Here is a 21,155-nt window from a genome sequence, read left to right as displayed (position 1 = left end):
TTGTGCATATAAATGGAGCGATTAATTCCCGAACAGGCCGAACCAGTCGAAACCGATGGCAAACCCGACAATCACCAAGACGGCGATGGCGAAAACGATCAACCCTAACTGTAGCGGCGGGTAGCCTGTTTTCTTCGGCTCTTCAAGCCCTTCTTTTTCTGCCGGCGGCTTGCGGTCCAGTTCCTGCTCACTCGTTTTCATATATTCCTGTTCCCTGTCTTTATCATTGTGGTTATTTTTGTTATCCATTCGATCTCCTCCTTTAGTAATTGCTTTTTTTCAGACTGGCTGCTTCGAACGGCTCGTCACTCCAAATGTTTGTCGAGTTGATGCTTTTCCAGTTCGGACAGCTTCTTTGCCAATTCGCGGCCGAATGCTTGCGAGGACCCAGGGTCACGGCCAGTCAGCAGGCGGTCACTGCCCCAAACGATGTGTTCATCTTGCCCTTCGCCTTTGTCGTATTGCGCCACTTTCGCCATTTCATCTTCCAGGCTGAACGGCAAGAGCCCATCGACTTCTTCCGGTTCCATATCGTTCGGATAGCCGGTCACTTTCAATCCTTGCAATAAAGGCTTGCCGTCTTTTGTTTTCGTAAAGACAAGCGGGGCGGGGCCGTGGCAGACAGCAGAAACGATGCCGCCTGTTTCATGGACGATATTGATGACGGCATGAAGGTTTTCATCGTGAGCCAAATCGAACATTGCGCCATGCCCGCCGACAATCATGATCGCATCGTAATCGCTTGCTTTGACATCCACCACTGGCGTCGTTTTATCTGCGATGCCTGAGTCGTATAGTTTTTTGTATTTGCCTTCCGGATCGTATGCCGAATCGAGGCTCAGCGGGTCCACAACCGGTTTGCCGCCGTCAATGGAAGCAAGGCCTACCGAGTGGCCCGCTTTTTCAAGTTCCGCCAAGGGCTCGAATAATTCTTCTGCCCACCAGCCGGTTACATAGTTATGCTCTTCATTTGAATAGCCGCTTGATAAGACTGCCAATACTTTTGCCATTTGAGTATCCTCTCCATTTCTTTGCAAAGCTCTTGTTTTTACATTTACCCTTTGATGGATTCCTGAAACTTCCGGAAGTTCCCGGTTTTGGCTGTATGTAAAGCTGTGCTAAAATAATATGAGTAAAAATTTGAGGTGAACTAATTCATATGGAGAAAATGGAAGTGAATACACAGATTCAACTGCTCGAAGCAATGTTGGATGGCAGCAAAGTCGGCACTATCGTCACGGATCCTGAAAAGGAAGATAATCCCATAATTTACACAAACCGGACATTCACGAAAATGACGGGGTACGAAAAAGGAGAAATCCTTGGCCGCAACTGTCGTTTCCTGCAAGGCCCGAAAACGGATCCGGAAGCCGTCGACCGATTGCGGCAAGCGATCAAGAATCAGGAAAAGGTGACCGTGGTTTTGCGCAATTACCGAAAAGACGGAACGCCTTTTTGGAACCGGCTGGCCATCACCCCGGTGACAGTCGAAGAAAAGCTCTATTTCATCGGCACCCAGACGGATATTACAGTTGAAAAAATGCAGCAGGAAGCGATTGACAAAAACGAAAGCGAAATCGAGAAATTGATGTTGCCGATCTTGTCGATCCAGCCGAACGTGGCGACAGTCGCCCTTGTCGGGACGATGAACCTGCAACGTTTTGAAGCATTGAAAGTGAAATTATGCGAATATGTCAGCGAGCATCGGATTGAACATGCGCTTCTTGACATTACAGGATTGACATGGAATGAGGAATCTCCGCTCCATTGGTTCACGCAGATTTGTGAAGCGCTCCGTATTATGGGAAGCCATCTGTACATTACCGGTGTCACTCCCCAAGCGGCAACGGAATTGGTGCGGGATCTCGACCGGGAGAATATGTTGAAAACCTACTCGAGCATCGAAAAGGCATTAGCTGATATTAATGAATAGATAAATAATTGATAAGCCTCATTCAGGTAGAATGAGGTTTTTTTATGCGTTTATTTATACAATAAAAGGAATTTTTAGGCTACTTTTTAATCTATCGGCTAAACAATGCTATTACTATTTGGTTAATTAACTGAAAAAATAGTTTATTCGGTTTTAGTCTTTTAAGGCTGGGTAGATTATTAGGGAACAGAAATTCCAGATTTTCCAAGGAGGCGTAACGATGGGAACAGACCATAACCAGCGTGAAGGACCTGAAAATCATGAGATCCCCGATAAAGAAGATAAGAAATTCAATGCAGGGGGCAATAGCTCGGATTACGATGGCGGGCAGCCCCAGGACAGCATTCCCGGCAGTGAAGGCCGAGTCGATGGCAAGCCATCGGCCGAGAAAAAAGGGCAGCAAAAGAAAAAGTTCAATGCAGGAGGCAACGATTCGGATTACGACGGGGGCCACCCCAAAGACGCCAATAAACCCAGCGAAGGACGGATAGAGGAAAATAAATGACCCGGAATATGAAGGAGGAAATTAAATGTTTTTCAATAGAAAAGAACTGCAATTCGAAGCAAAACCGGATAAGCCGGATCCGATATTTGCCAAGCAGCTGCAGGAAGTCATCGGCGGGCAGTTTGGCGAGATGTCCGTCGCGATGCAGTATTTATTCCAAGGATGGAACACGAGAGGAAATGAAAAATACAAGGATTTGCTGATGGATACGGGAACGGAAGAGCTTGGCCATATTGAGATGCTTGCTACGATGGTCGCCCAATTGCTGGAAGGGGCACCAGTTTACGAACAGGAAAAAGCGGCAAGTGACCCGGTGATCGGGGCGATTATGGGTGGCATGAACCCGCACCATGCAATTGTTTCAGGCCTTGGCGCGACGCCTGAGAACAGTGCAGGGGTGCCGTGGAGCGCCGGCTATATCATCGCAAGCGGTAATTTGCTCGCCGATTTCCGGGCGAACGTCACAGCGGAGTCACAAGGCCGCCTTCAAGTCGCACGCTTGTACAGCATGACCGACGACAAAGGAGTAAAAGACTTGCTGTCGTTCCTGCTGGCCCGTGATACGATGCATCAAAACCAATGGATTGCCGCGATACGCGACTTGGAAGAAAAAGAAGGTGGTGTCATTGCCCCTTCCACAGTGCCACCGGAATGGGAAGCGACCGAGTATTCCCATACGCTCTATAATTTCTCGGAAGGCGAAGACAGTGCGCAGCTCCCTTGGATGAGCGGCAATGCACCAGACGGGCATCCATTCAAGTATGGCCAACCGCAAGCTTTTGGCCAGAAGCCGGTCTTGAAGCCGGGACCGCTGGAGTCACATGACACACTTCCGGAAGACAAATTAAAAGGCTAAAAACACCAGGCAGGGCGAAGAAGCTTTCTTCGCCCTGTTTTGATGATATGAATTTTCAGAAGGGAGGAAGGACGATGGAAAAGCCGTGGGTCATGGCACAAACATGGCGGAATCTGGTGTTTTTGCATTGGCCGATATCGGCGGATGCACTGCGCCCCTTTATACCATCAGAGTTGGCGATCGATTTATATGACGGCCAGGCCTGGATCGGTGTCGTCCCTTTCATTGCCGATCATACGCGCCTGCGCTTTTTCTTTCCTTTTCCCATAGCGGGCAACTACCGGGAATTGAATGTAAGGACGTATGTAAGGTGCAACGGCCGGGCCGGGGTCTATTTCTTCAGCCTGGATGCCGATAGCCTATTGGCTGTAAAAGCGGCGAGTGCAGGAGGATTCTTGCCTTACCGTTATGCCCGGATAAATAGTGGAAGTAAAGGCAGTCGCCATTTGTTTACGAGCCGCCCCGCTGCATCTATCCATGGCGAGAATTTCCGGATGGGTTTTACTCCAGCTGCCGGAATACTAGAGGCGTCAAAGCTCGAGCGATGGTTGACGGAACGTTATTGTTTATGGACAAAGCCGAAAGCTATCCTGTACCGTGTGGATATTGCGCATGCGCCTTGGCGGTTGCAGAATGTCCATATTGAAATCGCTGAAAATTCACTTGCTCCATTTCTGCCCGCTGGCTGGAATGCAGGGCAACCGCTAGCCCATTTTTCGGGCGTCCAGAAAACACGGTTTTATCCGCCTGTGAAAGAAACCATGTAAAAGCCGGCCACACTAAGTGGCCGGCTTATGGTCTGCCTAGAATTTTATGAAGTGATGAAGTCGCCGCCGTTTACATGAATCGCTTGGCCGGTGACGTAAGTTGAGTCGGCAGAGGCGAGATAGACATAGGCGGGAGCGAGTTCAGCTGGCTGTCCGCGTCTTTCCATTGGGGTATCGCCGCCATGCTGCCCTACTTTTTCAGCGCTGAAAGTAGCTGGAATCAGTGGCGTCCAGATCGGTCCTGGCGCAACCGAATTGACACGGATGCCTTGTTCGCTGATGTTGGCGGATAGAGAGCGGGTGAAACTCGTGATTGCGCCTTTCGTGGACGAGTAATCGATCAGTTCCGGAGATCCACGGTAGGCGGTGACGGAAGAGGTATTGATGATGCTGTCGCCTTTGGATAAATGAGGGATTGCCGCTTGGGTCAAATAAAACATGCTGAAAATATTTGTCTCGAAAGTTTCCCGTAATTGTTCAGGGCTGATCTCGAGGAAATCGTCTTTCGGGAATTGCTTGCCTGCATTATTGACCAAAACATTCAATTGGCCGAACTCGCCGATTACATCGACGACCAATTGATGGCAATTCTCGACTTGGCTCACGTCGGTTGCAAATTTTTGGGCTTCGACTCCGTACGCTTTTACAGCATCGATGGTTCTGTCTGCGTCTTCATGTTCGTCCAGGTAGGCGATGGCGATATTGGCGCCTTCTTTCGCATATGCGATTGCAACAGCCCGCCCGATTCCGCTATCGCCGCCCGTAATCAACGCAACTTTCCCTTCCAGCTTGCCTGCCCCTTTATAATTTTCGTCATCATAAATCGGTTCCGGGGACATTTCACTTTCGAGTCCCGGTTGCCGGTCTTGTTCCTGTGGATCGACTTGGTCATGGATTTTTTCATATTTATCTTTTGACATCTACATGTCCTCCTCGTTTTCAAGATATGGTAGTTATTCCCGTTCCGATTTTCACTAAACGCCATATAAAAAAGCTGGAGAAATTTCTCCAGCTTTTTGAGTCGGGGCTTTCATGATGTACATCCAATGAGCGGCGAAGTTCATAGGGCGATTTTAAGAGTTTTTATTCAGCTGTCACCACGCCGCAAGCGATGCGTTCACCGGAATCTCCGGAAGGATCGGTTTGCCCGTCATCTTCTGAGGCATGGATAACGAGTGATGTTCCGCCTTCTTTGAGAAGGGAATTATCTTCGCCAATCTGCAAAGTGACATTCTCTGCGGTCAGCTCATCCGTTGAAGTCCCGTCATCGGCCACTTCAATATTGTGGAGATCGCCTGCGTGCGGGCCATCCGGATTGTCATGCCCATGGCTCGCGCCGGTCGGGTTGAAGTGCCCGCCTGCTGATTCGAAATCAGGCGCCTCGCACATGCCTTCTTCATGGAAATGGATGCCGTGCATTCCGGGCTCCAATCCTTCGACATCCAATTTGACCATGACTCCATTGTCCTCTTCCGTCAATTCAGCGGTACCAGTCGCTTCACCATCTGCATTCAGGAATTCAACCGTCAGCAACTGGACCTCACTGGCTCCTTCCGATTCCCCTCCTGATCCATCCTGCGGTTCACCTTCCTGATCATCGACTTCCTCTTCTTGCGGTTCGGCCCCATCCGTTTCGGTCGGCGGTTCCGTTGAGTCGCTACCACATGCCGCGAGCAACAGTAAAAGGCCTAAGAGCATAAGCATCAACCATGCTTTCATCACTTTTTCTCCTTCCTCCTAAAAAATGTTATTACCTTACCTTACACATGTGGGAAGGGTGTTAAACCCGTCAATTCGTCATGGTGTCTTTTGGCTCATGTCGATCATATCCATTTTGTTTGCGGCGGCGCAGCCACAACAAGCCGGAAGCAAGCGACACCAAACTGATGGACAGGGAAGCCAAGAAGAACGGTGGCCGGTAGCGCAGCTCAATTTCGTTCATGCCATCTTTGAGCGGAACGGCCAAAAACGCGTAATTGGCTTTCAGCACATCGACCGGTTCCCCATTGATGGTCGCCTGCCATCCTCTTTCATAAGGAATCGATAAATTAAGGAAAGGTGCATCTTCCTGGTTATCGTACGTGACGTCAACTTGGCTGCCGTCAATTTTCAGGTGGCTGGTGCGGTCTGCCAATGCATTTTGCTCTCTCAATAAGGCATAAGGTTCTTTCACTATTTCAATGTCGGTGAGTTTGTACGTCCCTTCAGGCATGCGGATTTCAATTCTTTCTGCAGCCTTGATGCGGATCGTCAAGTCGTCGACGAAAGTCTTGTAAATCGATTGGTTGGACTTGCGGGTCGTCCGGTATTCATTGACTTCAAGCGGGAACCCCTGGTCTGCGGCTGTATTCTCCAAATGGAACGAGATATACAAATCGCCTTCTTCTAGAACTTCATCAAGCAGTAAATCAATCCCTCCGGTTTCATCAGAAATCTCGAGCAAGCCTTCATCGTAGCTTGCATCCGCTTCTTCGACTCTGTAATCCGCTTCTCCAGGGAAGCGGTCAGGAAGGGGCTCAGGTGAGATGTTTTCATCCAGGACGATTCCGCTGAGCATGGCGTGTTCGCGCAGCAAAGGCGGCTCATCCGTAAGCTGGGACTCTTGATACACCTGGAAGGCCGGACGCGCGAAAGGGAGCGGATAGCGGTTCTGATAGGCGATGAAGTTTTCGGTAGCGGCAAATTTACGGAAACCGAATGGCACATTCGGGTCATTTCGCTCGCGTATCGCGTAATTGCCTTGCAACAGGCTGTGGAGGTTGCTCCGGTTGCCGAGTGTGGCATAACGGCTGACGCTTTCTCGGCCCATATCGATTTCCAAATCGTATAAGTAAAAATACAGCAAGTTCTTGTTCAAAATGCTGGAATAGGCACTCAGCCCCTGGAACTCCTGGACGATCGGCGTATTATTGCGGACGCCTTCCATCCAATCGATCCGGTACATCTCGGCCGTTTCGCGTTCCTGGATTTCATCGATCAATGTACGGACTTCCTGGTTATCGTAATCTTCGCCGGTAATCAGCGCCTCATCGACATCCGCGACGTCGGCATTATCCAGCAATTTTTCACTTTGGTAAACATTGGCGGTCGCCAACACCAAGGCGAGCAACACGAATGCAAGCAATGGCTTTTGATAACGCTGCTGAAAAGCCGGCGCTGCCAAGACAGCGGCCAAAGTCACGACGAGACCGGCAAGCGCGAGGCGCGGGTAAAGCGTCGTAAACTCGAGCGCTTCGTCCTGCCACGCGAACCATCCATAAAGGAGAGCTGTCAAAACCGCAGCTGGCACGATTTCCTTCAAGCGCAGCTTGTGAAAATAGTCCAACCCGCTGGCGATTGCCCCTGCCGCGACAAATGAGATGAGGTATTCCCATCGATGCTGCGGGGCCGAGAAGCCGTTGAAGATACTGCCGACCATCGGGCTGTGGTAGAGCACAGCCGTGAAGATCCCGACCAAAGCGAAAAGCCGGAAACGATGGACCTTGTACAGTGTTGGAATGAACAAAAACAGCACGAACATCGCAGGCAATAGAATATAGCGGCTCATGAAGAGGATGTTCTCCGTCTCTTCGAACCATAGGATATCCTGCTGGAACTCGGGGCGGTGGTTGTTCAAGAACGCGTACACGGAAGGGATGAACGAGACCATGGAGATGCCGGCTCCGACCAGCCCTGAGATCAAGAACAATACAATGGCTTTTTTCCATTTCGTTTCTGTCTTTTCAAGCGGGATGAACAAGCGGAATAAAATATAAATGCCTGTCAGCAGGAAATTGATGTAAGCGAAATAGAAGTTGTCGATCATCGCGATCGCGACCGCGAACATAAACCAACCGGGTTTTTGTTCACGGAAGATTTTTTCAGCCCCGAAAATGAGCAGGGGCAGCCAGATAAAGGCATCCGCGAAAAACTCCCAAAATGCCGCATGGCGGAAGTACATCCCCGAAATCCCGTAGATACTTGCCCCGATAAATGCTGATAGGCGGGTAATGCGCATATAGCGGAACAGGGCGTATGCGGCAATCAATACGATGGACAACCTGGCGACACTGATGAAGACGGACGCATTGGCCCAGAACAGGACATCAGGGTCTCCGATCAATTGCAAGGCATCCAGCAGATAAACAATCAACAGTGTAGTGATGTATACGAAAGAAGTGGAGAAATAATAAGACAATTCGCTGAATATACCGGCACCAAGGCCGAAGTCAAAGGAGTAAAAGAACTCGCCGCGCGTATAATGGTCGTAAAGCAATTGCTTGAACGGCATCATTTGGGCGAGGCCGTCGTTAGGGCCGGCCATGTATTGGTTTTGGGTCCATTGAAACAGAAAGACGCCATGGCCTATTGCGGCCATGGCCAGGAATACAGCTGTCAGTAGAAGGTAAGGTCGAAAAGAACGCATAATGCCACCGTCTTTATGGTTATTTGGATTGCACCGGCGCTTTAAGGATTTTCCCCGATACAATAAACGTCACGGGAATAGTGAAAATCACTGCGGCGAATGGCGCGATATTGCTGTTTATGTGAAGAAACTCCACAAAGATGAAGATCAATAAGGTGGAGACCGACATGTTGACGACCTGTGTCAGCGGGAAATATAAATATTTCTTCAAAGTCGGTTTTACACGATACGTTACGTAAGTGTTCAGGAAAAATGAAATGTTCAAGCTGATCAAAAACCCGATGAGGTGGGATGGCATATAGGCCCAGTCGAGCACATTATGCAAAAACAGGTAGATGGAGTAATAGCTGAGCGTGTTGACGACCCCAACAAAAACAAAGCGGGTAAACTCCGTATTCAAGCGCTTAAGGTTCATCGTATTCATCCACATTGCTCATCTCAACCAAAAAATGCGGCCGCTGTTTGGTCTCGTTGTAGATCCGTCCGACGTATTCGCCGATAACGCCGAGGCTGATCAATTGAATGCCGCCGAGCAGCAAAATCGCCGTGATGGTCGTGAAATACCCGGGGGCGATGACACCCCGTACCATGATTTCGTAAAACGTGAAAGTGATATAGAGCAGGGACAGGAACAACACGAGAAAACCTGTGTAAAAACAGATGCGCAATGGTTTCATATTGAACGAAATGATTCCGTCGATGCCGTAATTGACGAGGCTTCCGAACGACCATTTGGAATCGCCTTCTGCCCGTACGACATTTTCGTAGCTGATGGTTTTCTTGCTGAGGCCGATCCATGAATAGATGCCCTTTGAAAAGCGGTTGCTTTCACTCAGTGACAGGATGGAATTGATCGCTTTGCGGCTCAATAGGCGGAAATCGCCCTCGCCGTCCTCGAAATTGACATCAGTTACAGCATTGACGACTTTATAGTAGAGGGAAGACAACGCGCTGCGCAATTTCGAGTCTCCCTTGCGAGAACGTTTGGCGACCACTTGATGAAAGCCTTCTTCATAGCCTTGGACCATTTCGCAGATAAGCGTGGGAGGATGCTGCATATCGCTGTCCATGAGAATGGCGGCGTCCCCCTTGATGCGTTTCATCCCAGCGAACATGGCGGCTTCCTTGCCGAAATTGCGGGACAGGGAGATATATTTTACGGTTTCGTTTTCATTGGCGAGTTTGAGTATTTCATCCAGGGTTCCGTCACTGCTGCCGTCATTGATAAACATGATTTCATACAGATAAGGAAGCGGCTCAAGTTCTTGCACCAAAGTCTTGTACATCGAAGCGATATTCGCTTCTTCGTTAAAAGCTGGCACAATAATAGAGATCAGCTTCATGAGGGTGTTCTCCTTTCAATGGGCATTCAAAATCTTCCCCAAAAATCCTTTTACCCAGTTTTCAGTACATTATTCCTGAAAAATGCAACAAAAGAAAAGGGAAGCTCTTTTCATTATACGCAAAATGCCGGATCGTGGCATGCGCGGGCCATCGAAAGCGAGCCGTCGCCGAATGCGGAATTCTCTGGAAGAGAAGAGGAGTAAAAAGAAAATTTTTTGCTGCAATGCCTGCAGTAGCGGCGGCATTGGAAACGTTTGCAAAGAAATCTCAATATTTTTTATATATTGACAATAGTTTTTTCCCTATATATGATGGACTCAATTCAATTATATCGATCAACTATTGCGACGGAGATAGGCTAAACGCAAAGGGATCCAAAGAGAGCTGATGGGTGGTGCGAATCAGTGGTCCCGGCATTTGGCAGCACTCCCGAATAGATGTGCTGAAATTATAGTAGGCCCATCCGCTTTATGCCCGTTACGCATGATATTAATGAGGCTGCCTGCAAGTTGGGCAGTGAATTAGGGTGGTACCGCGACTAGAGACTCTTCGCCCCTTGCATCTTGGATGTGGGGCGCAGAGTCTTTTTTTGTATAAAAATTTCCAGAATGATTTTTTCAAATCGAAAGGGGACATTATCATGCTGACAGACCAACAAATTTTACGAATTCCAGGACCGACACCGATTCCGCCGAGCGTAGGGCGTGCCATGGCACAGCCGATGATCGGGCATCGCGGGGAAAGTACGTATGCATTGATCAGAGATATCCGCCCGAAATTGAAAAAAGTATTTGGCACAAAAGAAGAAGTGATGATTTTGACAGGCAGTGGCACATCCGCCCTCGAAAGTGCAGTAGTCAATACGGTGGCGCCGGGCGACGAAGTGCTGGTGCTGGTTACGGGGGCGTTCGGGGACCGTTTCGCTAAAATCTGCCAGGCTTATGGAATTGCGACCCATGTATTCAATGTGGAATGGGGACAAGCGGTGGATCCCGAAGCCGTGAAAAATTTCCTCGGCGAGCATCCCGAAATCCGTGTCATTTTCTCTACATTCTGTGAAACCTCAACCGGTGTCTTGAACCCTGTTAAAGAACTTGCCGAGACAGTCAAACAAGTATCGGATGCGCTGATCGTCGTCGACGGCGTCTCATGTGTAGCGGGAACGGAAACGGAAATGGACAAATGGGGCGTCGATGTGGTCGTCACAGGCTCGCAAAAAGCGTTCATGCTGCCGGCAGGGCTCGCGTTCATCGCAGTGAGCAAGCGGGCGTGGAAGAAAATCGAAGCCAACCCGCAGCCACGCTTCTACTTGGATCTGGTCAAACACCGCGACAATATCGAAAAAGACACGACGCCGTTTACGCCAGCGATCTCCATTCTGTATGGTTTGCAGCAAGTGCTGAATTTATTGGAAGAAGAAGGGCTGGAAAACGTCTACCGCCGCCACCGATTGATGCGCGACATGACGCGCGCTGCATTCAAGGCGCTGAACGTCCGCTTATTGACGAGCGACGAGGATGCATCGCCAACCGTTACCGCGGTCTATCCGGAACATTTCGATGCGGAACAATTCCGCAAAGTGCTAAAAGAAGAGTTTGCGATCGAATTTGCGGGAGGCCAGCAGCATCTCGCAAAAACGATTTTCCGCATCGGCCATATGGGCTATTGCTCCCCGGCGGAAGTGCTGCAGGCGCTCGCCGCATCGGAAGTCGTCTTGAAAAAACTTGGGCAAGATATTATGCTCGGCGCAGGCATCGCAGCCGCGCAGCAAGTCTTTTTGGAAGGGAAGGATAAATAATGACATTCCACGTACTGATCAGCGATCCTTTATCTGAAGAAGGTGTTTATCCGCTGCGCCACGCCGACGGCATCAACATCGTCATGGAGACGAATTTATCTGAAGCGGAACTTGGCGAACGCATCGATGGTTTCGATGCCTTGCTCGTCCGCAGCCAAACGCAAGTGACGCGTGAACTCATCGAGAAAGCGTCCAATTTGAAAATCATCGGGCGTGCAGGCGTCGGGGTCGACAACATCGATTTGGAAGCGGCAACCGAGCACGGCATCATTGTCGTCAACGCACCGGACGGCAACACCAACTCCGCGGCGGAACATACGATGGCGATGCTCATGGGGATGGCGCGCAAAATCCCGCAAGCCTATAACTCGCTGAAACAGGGCAAATGGGACCGCAAATCCTATGTCGGTGTCGAGTTGAAAAACAAGACGCTCGGCGTCGTCGGCTTCGGCCGCATCGGACAGGAAGTGGCAGCGCGCGCCAAGGGCCAGCGCATGAACATCATCGCCTATGATCCATTCCTAACTGCTGAAAAAGCGGAAAAACTCGGCGTCGATTTCGGTTCGGTGGAAGATGTCTTGAAAGCGGCTGACTTTGTTACGGTCCACACGCCGCTACTGAAAGAAACGAAGCACTTAATCAATGCGGAAGCCTTTCAAGTGATGAAAGACGGCGTGCAGATCATCAACTGTGCACGCGGCGGCATCATCGACGAAAATGCCTTATATGATGCGGTGAAGTCCGGCAAAGTGGCAGGCGCAGCACTCGATGTGTTCGAACAGGAACCGTTGGTCGATTTCCGCTTGCTGGAATTGCCGCAAGTCATCGCGACACCGCACCTTGGGGCTAGCACATTCGAGGCACAGGAAAGCGTCGCGGTCGATGTCAGCCAAGATGTTGTCAGCTTCGTCAAATACGGAACAGTCCGCAATTCGGTGAACTTGCCTTCTGTGCCGAAAGAAATCATGAAACGCATCGAGCCGTATTTCGACCTGGCTGAACGCATCGGTACGTTCCTCACTGACTTGACGGGTGAAACGGCTGATGAAGTGAACGTCTATTATTCAGGCGAACTCGCCAACCTGGAAGTCGGGCCATTGACACGCAATATGCTCAAGGGGATGCTCAAGCGCCATCTAGGCAAACACGTCAACGATGTCAATGCGATGTATATCGCCAATCAAAAAGGCATCCATGTCAATGAACACAAATCGACCGAATCGCGCGGCTTCACCAACCTCATCACCGTTGAAGTGAAAACGCAGAGCGGCACGCGGAAAGCCTCGGGCACACTGTTGAACGGCCAAGGCGCGCGCATCGTCAAAGTCGACGATTACATCGTCGATTTCCTGCCGAACGGCCACCTGTTGTTCATCCGCCATAATGACCGTCCAGGCGTCATCGGACGCGTCGGCACATTGCTCGGGGCAGAAGACATCAATATCGCGACGATGCAGGTAGGGCGTTCGAATATCGGCGGTGACGCGATCATGATGCTGTCGATCGACAAGCACGCCGACCCCGAAGATCTGGAAGAATTGAAGAAACTCGAAGAAATCGAAAGCGTCACGGCAATCGACCTATAAAAACTAAAGCGCCCTTCCCGAATGTGCCAACAGGCCAACCGGGAAGGGCGCTTTTCCTATACAGATGCGGTTTCCAGCTTATCGAGCAGGGGCAATAGCTCTCGCAGGTCTTTAATTTCGTAAGTCGCGGCAACCGTTTCATGGGGCATGCTTTGCTCCCGGTTCAACCAGACAGACGGGATGCCGGCACGCTCAGCGCCGAGGATATCGGTTAACGGATTGTCGCCGACCATCAATACCTCTTCCGGGCGATAGCCGAACTTCGATAAGGCATGCTCGAAGATCGAAGCATCGGGCTTGCCGCGCCCGAATGCACCGGAGATGACGATGTGGTCGAAGTACGGCGCGATTTCCGGCGTGATGTCAAGCTTGATCTGTTGCAGGCTGGGCGAGCCATTCGTCAACAGCAATAAATCGAAACGGCCTTTCAATTGATCGAGCACTTCCAAACTGTCTTCGTAGAGAAGGGGGTTGCGTTTCCTGGCTTCCGGAAAATATTCGGCAAGCCGTTTGCCCAATTCCGGATCATCGATGCCGAGGCGTTTCAGCCCGAGCGTCCAGGCTTCTTTCTGATAGCCTGGGGCGACTTCTTTCAGTCGCTGAAAATCGTCTCCCGGATCATCGAAACGCCCCCACAGCCCTTCGAACGGATTGATGCCGATCATTTGCGTAAAACCATGTGTCGGGTAGCCTGCATAAAGTTTTCGTGCTTCTTCCCGGACCGCCTGCTCCAATCCGCTGCAATCGGCGCCTGCTTGTTCCGCTGCCCATTCGCATGTTTCACGGAAGGCTTCTTTCACGCTTTGCCGATCCCATAATAAAGTATCGTCCAAATCAAAGAAAATCGCTTTCACCATATCGCGCAGCTCCCTTGTATTTTGTATTAAGTAGATGGATTATATTTAAAAGTGGAAAGCGTCCGCCTGGAGCGAATTCATCATCCTCTTTTAATTGTCGAAATGTTTAATTCATTCTATATAGTGTACTAAAGCGCGGCTGAAAATCAAAGAGTTGTCACAAATCCGCCTTTCGCTGCCGGTTTCTGGTGGTACGATGTACGGAAGGGAGTGAAATGCATGGAAAAGCTAACAGAAAGCACTCTTCTAGTGGAAGAGGCCGCTCATTTCATTGAAACTTGCTATGTGGAATTAGGAAAAAGTGAACAGGAAATCCGTCGCCGTGTAGCCGAGATTGAACGGGAAATCGACTCTACCGGCAGCTATTTACATACTAAGGAAGAATTACAGCACGGGGCGCGTATGGCGTGGCGCAATAATAATCGCTGCATCGGGCGTTTGTTTTGGCAGACATTGGAGATTTTTGATGAGCGTGAAGCGGAAACGGAAGAACAAGTATTCTCGGCCATTGTCCGCCATTTGCGCTTTGCATTCAACGGAGGGCAAATCCGCCCGGCCATTACGGTTTTCAAGCAATCAGACCAAAGCGGGATGCGCATCTGGAACCATCAATTATTGCGCTATGCAGGATATGAGCAGGGCGGCCGGCTCGTAGGGGACTCTTCGTCTCTTGCATTTACCAAACAATGCGAAGCGCTGGGATGGAGAGGTGCAGGCAGCGGATTCGACCTATTGCCCGTGGTGATCGGCGAAGCCGGCAAGCAGCCGAAATGGTTCGAGCTGCCGGATGACGCCAAGCCTGAAGTGGCGATCGGCCATCCTGACTGGCCGGAAATGGCAGAACTCGGGGTGAAATGGTATGCGGTGCCGCTCATCTCCGATATGAAACTCGAAATCGGCGGCATTGAATACGGCATGGCGCCTTTTAACGGCTGGTATATGGGAACGGAAATCGGCGCACGCAATTTAGCCGACGAAGACCGCTATGACCTGTTGCCGACAATGGCGAAAATCATGGGGCTCGACACGGGTTCGCAGCGGACGCTATGGAAAGATAAAGCGCTCGTCGAATTGAACGTGGCGGTGCTTGAGTCATTTGCAGAGGCGGGCGTGACCATCGTCGACCACCATACCGCCGCCAAACAGTTCAGGAATTTCGAGAAAATCGAGGAGCGGGAAGGCCGCAAAGTCACTGGGAATTGGGCATGGCTCATCCCGCCGGTGTCGCCGGCCACAACGCATATTTTCCATAAGCCATATAAAAATGACGTCGTCAAACCGAATTATTTTTACCAGCAAGCCCCTTATGGAGAATGAAACCAAAATCGCTTTGTCTGTCCGTGGGATTTTTATGACCCGGAGAGGCAAGGCTTTTTTTAGTATGGCAGGGAAAATAAGCGGAGGAAGATGGTTTTTTAAAGCTGAAGGTCGAAAGAGCGGAAGGTATTGTATTATAATAGGATGAAATGATGTTCTTCATCGAAAGAAATTTGAGAAAGAAGGAATAACAATGGGACGCAAATGGAATAATATCAAAGAAAAAAAAGCTTCCAAAGATGCCAACACAAGCCGAATCTATGCGAAATTCGGACGTGAAATATATGTAGCCGCCAAGCAGGGCGAACCGGACCCGGAGTCAAACCAAGCATTGAAAGTCGTGTTGGAGCGGGCGAAGACCTATAACGTGCCAAGAGCCATCATCGACCGCGCCGTCGAAAAAGCTAAAGGCGGATCGGAAGAGAACTACGACGAGTTGCGCTACGAAGGCTTCGGGCCGAACGGTTCAATGGTCATCGTCGATACCTTGACCAATAATGTTAACCGCACCGCTTCCGACGTGCGTGCAGCATTCGGCAAAAATGGCGGCAATATGGGTGTCAGCGGATCGGTAGCCTATATGTTCGACCACACGGCAGTGATCGGCGTAGAAGGCAAGACGGCCGATGAAGCATTGGAACTATTGATGGAAGCGGATATTGACGTGCGCGACATTCTCGAAGAGGAAGGCACCGTCATCGTCTATGCAGAACCGGATCAATTCCATCTCGTGCAGGAAGCGTTCAAAGCGGATGGCGTAACGGACTTCACGGTCGCCGAATTGACGATGCTTCCGCAGAACGAATTGCCGCTATCGGAAGAAGACCAGGCACAATTCGAAAAGATGATCGATGCCATCGAAGATCTCGAAGATGTCCAGCAAGTCTACCATAATGTCGACTTGGCGTAGGAGATTCCATAAATCATTCAACTTCTGTCCCGTAATGGGCAGAAGTTTTTTTACGATAACAATAAAAAGAATATTTAAAATAATTTAAAAATTAACTTGTAATTCAAAAAGATAAAACGTATACTTTTTTTGAATCAATGTTTAATAAATGACCGAAAAGTTTAATTTTTTTAAGAAGATTGTAAGGGCTTACATTTCATTTGAAAGGGGGCTTTCGGTTGGGAGCTATTGATACGATAGAACTTTTCGGGCGTCCGGAAGTAAAAGTGTTTGCGGAGCGTCCTTCGACAATCGGCCAATTGCTTAAAGATACGGTGGCACGTTTCGGTGAAAAACAAGCGGTCGTTACGGAAGAGCGTACGTTAAGCTATCTTGAACTTGATGCGCAATCGACTGTGCTGGCCGCCAATCTCCAGAAGCGCGGCATCCAAGTAGGCGACCGGGTAGGGGCAGTGATCGGAAATTGCGCCGAATTCCCGGTAGTCGTCTTCGCCTGCGCGAAGGCTGGGGCGATCATGGTGCCGATCAATGTCAAGCTACAAGTCGAAGAGCTTCGATACATTATCGGGCATTCCAAGCCAAAGCTATTGATCTGTGAATCGGAATACGCGGAAAAGGTGAACGAAGCCGTCCATAACAATGGGTTGCAGGACGCTGAACTACCGGGACTTTTTGTAATCGGTGGTGAAAACTCCTATCGGCAACTGATGGACGATTCAGCATCATTTGAACAGGCAGCCATCGATGAAGGGGACGGCGCGTTCATCCTCTATACATCCGGGACGACAGGCCGCCCTAAAGGCGCGGTGCTGGCACATATCAACGCCGTGCATAGCGTGATGAACTACAAACGCCGCTTCGAGACCGACGATTCGATGAAAACGCTGGTCGCTGTCCCGATGTTCCACGTGACAGGGCTCGTCGGGCAGCTGCTCCATATGTTTTACATCGGCGGTACGGTCTACAGCATGAAACGCTATCAGAACGAAACTTATATCCAGCTGATCTTGAAGCACGAAATCAATTTCCTGTTCAATGTGCCGACCATTTTCATCATGATGTCGACGAGCGAGGAATTCCAGAAGCATTCGTTCGGATTTGTGAAGAAAGTGGCGTTCGGCGGTTCCCCGATCTACCAGCAGACCTTCCAGATGCTGAAAGACGCGTTCCCGAATGCACAGCTCCACAATGCATATGGCGCAACGGAAACCACATCTCCCGCTACCTTGATGCCGGTGAGCTATCCAGAGTCCAAAGTGATGTCGGTCGGCTTGCCTGTGGACGTCGCAGACATCAAGATCGTCGACCCGGAAGGACGCAAGGTGCCGGCCGGGGAATCCGGCGAATTGTATATCAAGGGGCCGATGGTCATCAAGGAATATTGGGACAATCCTGCTGCCAACCAGTCCAGCTTTACAGACGGTTACTGGCACTCGGGGGATCTCGGCATTATGGATGCGGATGGATACGTCTATATCCGCGACCGCAAAAAAGACATGATCAACCGCGGCGGCGAGAAGATTTTTTCCATTGAAGTGGAGGATGTGCTGAAAAGCCATCCGGACGTCGTCGAAGCAGCCGTCATCGGGGAACCGGATCCTGTGTTCGGTGAGAAAGTGAAAGCCTTTGTGGTGGGGCCGGCACTCGATCCAAATGACTTTTCGGAGTTGCGGGCACATTGCAAGGAGGCACTTGCAAAATTCAAAGTACCTGAAGAGTTTGTTCTATTGGAAAGCCTGCCGCGCAATGCGTCGGGAAAGATCTTGAAAAACACATTAAAGGAAACAGGGGGCCGATCAAATGCTTAAGGAATTATCGCCAAAAGCGGAACAATTACGCCAAGAACTGCTGAAATTCATGGATGATTATGTCTATCCGGCTGAACAGACAGTAAAAGAATACAAGGAAACCGCAAGCGATCGCTGGACCATCCCGCCGATCATCGAAGAACTGAAGCAAAAAGCGAAAGCGCAAGGCTTGTGGAACTTGTTCCTCGACCATCCGGAATACGGGGCAGGATTATCGAATTACGAGTATTCCCATTTATGTGAAATTATGGGCCGTTCACTTATCGCTCCGGAAATCTTCAACTGCAACGCCCCGGATACCGGCAATATGGAAGTGTTCGTCAAATACGGCACGGAGGAGCAGAAAAAACAATGGCTCGAGCCTTTATTGAATGGCGAGATCCGCTCATGCTTCTCCATGACAGAGCCTGATGTCGCTTCATCCGATGCTACCAATATCCAGAGCAGCATTGTCCGTGACGGTGATGAATACGTCATCAACGCCAAGAAATGGTGGACGACAGGCGCCATGGATCCGCGTTGCAGCATCGCGATCGTCATGGGGAAAACCGATCCCGATGCGGAAAAGCATAAACAGCAATCGATGATCCTCGTGCCATTCGATACGCCGGGCGTTAAAATCGTCCGTCCGCTTACCGTATTCGGCTATGACGATGCGCCGCAAGGGCATGCGGAAGTGCATTACGAAAATGTCCGCGTGCCGGCGAGCAATATGCTGCTTGGGGAAGGAAGAGGATTTGAAATCGCGCAAGGCCGCCTCGGGCCAGGGCGTATCCATCACTGCATGCGAGCAATCGGGGCTGCCGAACGGGCGCTGGAATTATTGTGCAGACGGGCAGAAAGCCGCGTCGCTTTCGGTTCGACATTGGCAGAAAAAGACGTCATCAAGGAAATCATCGCCGAAAGCCGCATCGAGATCGAACAGGCACGCTTGTTGACTTTGAACGCCGCGCACAAGATCGACGAACACGGCGCGAAAGCTGCTCGCAAAGAAATCGCGATGATCAAGATCGCCGCACCGCGCGTATCGATCAACGTCATCGACCGTGCGATGCAGGTATTCGGCGGAGCGGGACTGACAGAAGATTTCCCGCTTGCGGAACATTACGCCAACGCACGCACGCTCCGTCTTGTCGACGGGCCGGACCAAGTCCATTTGCGTGATGTCGGGCGCCTCGAACTGCGTGAGCAATTGAAGGCGAATGAAGTACGGCAATAACAGGTTACAAATAAAGCGGATGGGAGTGATGGCAGTGAAAGCATGGCAAGTGACAGAGCTGGGTGACCCGGAACAGGCTTTGGCGATTGAAGAAGTGCCGAAGCCGACGCCTGGCAAAGGGGAAGCGCTCATCAAAGTGGAAGCGGCAGCGCTCAATTTTTTCGATATCCTGCAATGCCAAGGGAAATACCAGGAACGTCCGGAACTTCCCTTTACCCCAGGGGCAGAGATTGCGGGGACGATCGAAGCGCTCGGCGAAGGCACGCAAGGCGAGATCGGCCAGCGGGTTCTCGCGACGCCGATGTTGCCGAACGGCGGCCTTGCCGAATGGGCGGTCGTCAAACAGGAAGGGATCTTCCCGATTCCGGATGAGCTTTCCTATGCGGAAGCGTCAGCACTTTTCATTACGTACCAGACAGCGTATTTTGCCTTGCACCGTTCGGGGCATTTGAAAAAAGGCGAAGTGTTGCTTGTCCATGCCGCATCGGGAGGTGTCGGGTCTGCCGCGGTCCAGCTCGGAAAAGCTGCAGGTGCCACCGTCATCGCGACTGCCGGAAGCGCGGATAAGCTTGCGATATGCAAAAAACTGGGAGCGGATATCGTCATCAATTACCGCGAAGAGGATTTCGTCCCGAAAGTAAAAGAAGCGACGGGGGGCAAAGGGGCAGATGTCATTTTCGACCCTGTCGGCGGCGATACGTTCGACCGTTCAAGGAAATGCATCGCCTTTGAAGGGCGCATCTTGGTCATCGGTTTTGCGGGAGGAAGGATCGCCGATGCACCGACCAACCATGCCTTGATCAAAAACTACTCGATTGTCGGTGTCCATTTCGGCTTGTTCCGCAACTTGATGCCGGATCAAGTGATGAAAGCCCATCTTGAGTTGATGGAACTGTACAAGAATGGGGCCATCAAGCCGCTTGTCTATAAGGAATTTGCATTTGATGAGGTCGTCGACGCACTCGATCAGCTCGGCAGCCGAAAAACATACGGGAAATTAGTCGTCACGCCATAAAGGGGGAAAGCCTATGGGAAATCTCGTCCAAACAGAAGTGAACGGAGCTGTCGCCAAGCTCCACATGAACCGGCCCGATAAACTGAACGCCTTGTCGCGTGAAATGGTCGAAGCCATGCTTGCGGCACTCAAGGAATTGGAAAAGGATCCAGCTGTTAAAGCCATTGTCCTGTCAGGGGAAGGAAAGGCGTTTTCTGCAGGGGGCGATATTGCCTCGATGAAATCACTCGGCAGTGCGCATGAAATTGCCGAATGGATCGACTTTGTCTCCAGTTTATCGAAAGCCTTGATGGACAGCGATAAACCCATCATCGCCGCTGTCCACGGCTATGCTGCGGGAGCGGGTTTCAGCTTGGCGCTCTCCGCGGATTTCATCGTGGCGGATGAAAACGCGAAATTCGCTTTGAGCTTTTCGAATATCGGCCTGATCCCGGATCTCGGGCTCATCAAAGCGCTCCGCAAACGCATTAGCCCGCCGCTCGCGAAGGAATGGATCGCATCCGCAAAAGTGGTCAGTGCCCAGGAAGCGCAGCATCACGGCTTGATCAACCGCATCTCGAGCGGGGATGTCGGCCAGGCCGCTGCCGAATTTGCGGAATTTCTTGCTAGCGGCCCAGCCATCAGCAATAAATACGTCAAGTATCTGGTCAACCATTTGGATGAATTGCCGCAGGAAGCGGCATTCATGCAAGAAAATCTCATCCAGGCGCTGCTTCTCAAGACACAAGACCATAAAGAAGGCGTCGCTGCTTTCTTTGAAAAACGCAAACCTGAATTCCAAGGGAAATAATGTAAGCGTTACCATTTGATGCGGCCACGGCACAAAAACCGGATG

20 protein-coding genes and 1 other annotated feature are annotated in these 21,155 nt (G+C 50.6%); of the genes, 12 read left to right on the top strand and 8 right to left on the bottom strand.

The annotated features are described in order from the left end of the window. Positions 1 to 21 precede the first annotated feature (21 nt). Both BBI15_RS13790 and BBI15_RS13785 read right to left on the bottom strand, forming a co-directional pair. Positions 22 to 249: a hypothetical protein gene (locus tag BBI15_RS13790; protein ID WP_068870389.1), complete on the bottom strand. Its 228-nt coding sequence runs from the start codon at positions 247 to 249 to the stop codon at positions 22 to 24. A 56-nt stretch (positions 250 to 305) separates the two neighbouring features. Continuing rightward, positions 306 to 1,010, bottom strand: a complete 705-nt coding sequence (locus tag BBI15_RS13785) for a type 1 glutamine amidotransferase domain-containing protein (protein WP_068870388.1) — start codon at positions 1,008 to 1,010, stop codon at positions 306 to 308. A 164-nt stretch (positions 1,011 to 1,174) separates the two neighbouring features. Here BBI15_RS13785 and ytvA point away from each other — a divergent pair, with 164 nt between their 5' ends. The 4 genes from ytvA to BBI15_RS13765 all read left to right on the top strand — a co-directional run bounded on the left by ytvA (position 1,175) and on the right by BBI15_RS13765 (position 4,061). Beyond that, a complete protein-coding gene (gene ytvA, locus BBI15_RS13780) occupies positions 1,175 to 1,933 on the top strand; it encodes a YtvA family blue-light photoreceptor (RefSeq protein WP_418312489.1) in 759 nt (252 codons plus the stop codon). 220 nt (positions 1,934 to 2,153) lie between these two features. Beyond that, positions 2,154 to 2,438: a hypothetical protein gene (locus tag BBI15_RS13775; protein WP_068870386.1), complete on the top strand. Its 285-nt coding sequence runs from the start codon at positions 2,154 to 2,156 to the stop codon at positions 2,436 to 2,438. A gap of 25 nt (positions 2,439 to 2,463) precedes the next feature. Beyond that, positions 2,464 to 3,294 (top strand): manganese catalase, encoded by an 831-nt coding sequence (locus BBI15_RS13770; RefSeq protein WP_068870385.1) that lies wholly within the window; start codon positions 2,464 to 2,466, stop codon positions 3,292 to 3,294. A gap of 74 nt (positions 3,295 to 3,368) precedes the next feature. Beyond that, on the top strand, positions 3,369 to 4,061 hold the full coding sequence (locus tag BBI15_RS13765) for a YqjF family protein (RefSeq protein ID WP_167358042.1): 693 nt from the start codon (positions 3,369 to 3,371) through the stop codon (positions 4,059 to 4,061). 44 nt (positions 4,062 to 4,105) lie between these two features. Here BBI15_RS13765 and BBI15_RS13760 read toward each other — a convergent pair whose 3' ends face one another. The 5 genes from BBI15_RS13760 to BBI15_RS13740 all read right to left on the bottom strand — a co-directional run bounded on the left by BBI15_RS13760 (position 4,106) and on the right by BBI15_RS13740 (position 9,809). Further along, a complete protein-coding gene (locus BBI15_RS13760) occupies positions 4,106 to 4,981 on the bottom strand; it encodes an SDR family oxidoreductase (RefSeq protein ID WP_068870382.1) in 876 nt (291 codons plus the stop codon). Positions 4,982 to 5,144: 163 nt separating this feature from the next. Then, entirely contained in the window at positions 5,145 to 5,780 is a 636-nt protein-coding gene (locus tag BBI15_RS13755) for a superoxide dismutase family protein (RefSeq protein WP_068870380.1), read from the bottom strand. Positions 5,781 to 5,850: 70 nt separating this feature from the next. Continuing rightward, entirely contained in the window at positions 5,851 to 8,466 is a 2,616-nt protein-coding gene (locus BBI15_RS13750; RefSeq protein ID WP_068870379.1) for a YfhO family protein, read from the bottom strand. Between the two features lie 19 nt (positions 8,467 to 8,485). Continuing rightward, a complete protein-coding gene (locus BBI15_RS13745) occupies positions 8,486 to 8,881 on the bottom strand; it encodes a GtrA family protein (protein ID WP_068872606.1) in 396 nt (131 codons plus the stop codon). Then, complete coding sequence (locus BBI15_RS13740; protein WP_068870377.1) at positions 8,871 to 9,809, bottom strand: glycosyltransferase family 2 protein; 939 nt, start codon at positions 9,807 to 9,809, stop codon at positions 8,871 to 8,873. The genes BBI15_RS13745 and BBI15_RS13740 overlap by 11 nt, the downstream gene beginning before the upstream one ends. Positions 9,810 to 10,145: 336 nt before the next feature. Beyond that, positions 10,146 to 10,370 (top strand) — a binding site (T-box leader). Positions 10,371 to 10,450: 80 nt separating this feature from the next. Here BBI15_RS13740 and BBI15_RS13730 point away from each other — a divergent pair. Then, positions 10,451 to 11,608 (top strand): pyridoxal-phosphate-dependent aminotransferase family protein, encoded by a 1,158-nt coding sequence (locus tag BBI15_RS13730; protein WP_068872605.1) that lies wholly within the window; start codon positions 10,451 to 10,453, stop codon positions 11,606 to 11,608. Continuing rightward, positions 11,608 to 13,194 (top strand): phosphoglycerate dehydrogenase, encoded by a 1,587-nt coding sequence (gene serA / locus BBI15_RS13725; protein WP_068870373.1) that lies wholly within the window; start codon positions 11,608 to 11,610, stop codon positions 13,192 to 13,194. Before BBI15_RS13730 ends, serA begins: the two co-directional genes overlap by 1 nt. A gap of 56 nt (positions 13,195 to 13,250) precedes the next feature. Here serA and BBI15_RS13720 read toward each other — a convergent pair whose 3' ends face one another. Further along, positions 13,251 to 14,051, bottom strand: a complete 801-nt coding sequence (locus BBI15_RS13720) for an HAD family hydrolase (RefSeq protein ID WP_068870371.1) — start codon at positions 14,049 to 14,051, stop codon at positions 13,251 to 13,253. Positions 14,052 to 14,270: 219 nt separating this feature from the next. Here BBI15_RS13720 and BBI15_RS13715 point away from each other — a divergent pair, with 219 nt between their 5' ends. From BBI15_RS13715 to BBI15_RS13690, 6 genes are all read left to right on the top strand, one after another. Next, positions 14,271 to 15,368 (top strand): nitric oxide synthase oxygenase, encoded by a 1,098-nt coding sequence (locus tag BBI15_RS13715; RefSeq protein ID WP_068870370.1) that lies wholly within the window; start codon positions 14,271 to 14,273, stop codon positions 15,366 to 15,368. 193 nt (positions 15,369 to 15,561) lie between these two features. Beyond that, complete coding sequence (locus BBI15_RS13710) at positions 15,562 to 16,278, top strand: YebC/PmpR family DNA-binding transcriptional regulator (RefSeq protein WP_068870368.1); 717 nt, start codon at positions 15,562 to 15,564, stop codon at positions 16,276 to 16,278. Between the two features lie 218 nt (positions 16,279 to 16,496). Continuing rightward, entirely contained in the window at positions 16,497 to 18,086 is a 1,590-nt protein-coding gene (locus BBI15_RS13705) for a class I adenylate-forming enzyme family protein (RefSeq protein WP_237150876.1), read from the top strand. Beyond that, positions 18,079 to 19,305: an acyl-CoA dehydrogenase family protein gene (locus BBI15_RS13700; RefSeq protein ID WP_068870364.1), complete on the top strand. Its 1,227-nt coding sequence runs from the start codon at positions 18,079 to 18,081 to the stop codon at positions 19,303 to 19,305. Before BBI15_RS13705 ends, BBI15_RS13700 begins: the two co-directional genes overlap by 8 nt. Positions 19,306 to 19,339: 34 nt before the next feature. Beyond that, positions 19,340 to 20,320: an NADPH:quinone oxidoreductase family protein gene (locus BBI15_RS13695; RefSeq protein WP_068872604.1), complete on the top strand. Its 981-nt coding sequence runs from the start codon at positions 19,340 to 19,342 to the stop codon at positions 20,318 to 20,320. 13 nt (positions 20,321 to 20,333) lie between these two features. Then, positions 20,334 to 21,110 carry an enoyl-CoA hydratase/isomerase family protein gene (locus BBI15_RS13690; RefSeq protein WP_068870362.1) on the top strand — a complete coding sequence of 259 codons (777 nt, stop codon included), beginning with the start codon at positions 20,334 to 20,336 and terminating at the stop codon, positions 21,108 to 21,110. Positions 21,111 to 21,155: the final 45 nt, after the last annotated feature.

This window comes from Planococcus plakortidis, assembly GCF_001687605.2.
Lineage (GTDB): Bacteria > Bacillota > Bacilli > Bacillales_A > Planococcaceae > Planococcus > Planococcus plakortidis.
Note: the sequence above shows the minus strand (reverse complement) of the source record. Positions and strands in the feature narration are given on the sequence as shown.

Excerpts from the sequence above, each read along its gene's own strand:
- BBI15_RS13715 (WP_068870370.1), top strand. The coding sequence starts at position 14,271 with ATGGAAAAGCTAACAGAAAGCACTCTTCTAGTGGAAGAGGCCGCTCAT.
- BBI15_RS13750 (WP_068870379.1), bottom strand. The coding sequence starts at position 8,466 with ATGCGTTCTTTTCGACCTTACCTTCTACTGACAGCTGTATTCCTGGCC.
- BBI15_RS13740 (WP_068870377.1), bottom strand. The coding sequence starts at position 9,809 with ATGAAGCTGATCTCTATTATTGTGCCAGCTTTTAACGAAGAAGCGAAT.
- BBI15_RS13700 (WP_068870364.1), top strand. The coding sequence starts at position 18,079 with ATGCTTAAGGAATTATCGCCAAAAGCGGAACAATTACGCCAAGAACTG.
- BBI15_RS13730 (WP_068872605.1), top strand. The coding sequence starts at position 10,451 with ATGCTGACAGACCAACAAATTTTACGAATTCCAGGACCGACACCGATT.
- BBI15_RS13770 (WP_068870385.1), top strand. The coding sequence starts at position 2,464 with ATGTTTTTCAATAGAAAAGAACTGCAATTCGAAGCAAAACCGGATAAG.
- BBI15_RS13720 (WP_068870371.1), bottom strand. The coding sequence starts at position 14,051 with ATGGTGAAAGCGATTTTCTTTGATTTGGACGATACTTTATTATGGGAT.
- BBI15_RS13790 (WP_068870389.1), bottom strand. The coding sequence starts at position 249 with ATGGATAACAAAAATAACCACAATGATAAAGACAGGGAACAGGAATAT.
- BBI15_RS13745 (WP_068872606.1), bottom strand. The coding sequence starts at position 8,881 with ATGAACCTTAAGCGCTTGAATACGGAGTTTACCCGCTTTGTTTTTGTT.
- serA (WP_068870373.1), top strand. The coding sequence starts at position 11,608 with ATGACATTCCACGTACTGATCAGCGATCCTTTATCTGAAGAAGGTGTT.
- BBI15_RS13760 (WP_068870382.1), bottom strand. The coding sequence starts at position 4,981 with ATGTCAAAAGATAAATATGAAAAAATCCATGACCAAGTCGATCCACAG.
- BBI15_RS13775 (WP_068870386.1), top strand. The coding sequence starts at position 2,154 with ATGGGAACAGACCATAACCAGCGTGAAGGACCTGAAAATCATGAGATC.
- BBI15_RS13755 (WP_068870380.1), bottom strand. The coding sequence starts at position 5,780 with ATGAAAGCATGGTTGATGCTTATGCTCTTAGGCCTTTTACTGTTGCTC.
- BBI15_RS13765 (WP_167358042.1), top strand. The coding sequence starts at position 3,369 with ATGGAAAAGCCGTGGGTCATGGCACAAACATGGCGGAATCTGGTGTTT.
- BBI15_RS13785 (WP_068870388.1), bottom strand. The coding sequence starts at position 1,010 with ATGGCAAAAGTATTGGCAGTCTTATCAAGCGGCTATTCAAATGAAGAG.
- BBI15_RS13690 (WP_068870362.1), top strand. The coding sequence starts at position 20,334 with ATGGGAAATCTCGTCCAAACAGAAGTGAACGGAGCTGTCGCCAAGCTC.
- BBI15_RS13710 (WP_068870368.1), top strand. The coding sequence starts at position 15,562 with ATGGGACGCAAATGGAATAATATCAAAGAAAAAAAAGCTTCCAAAGAT.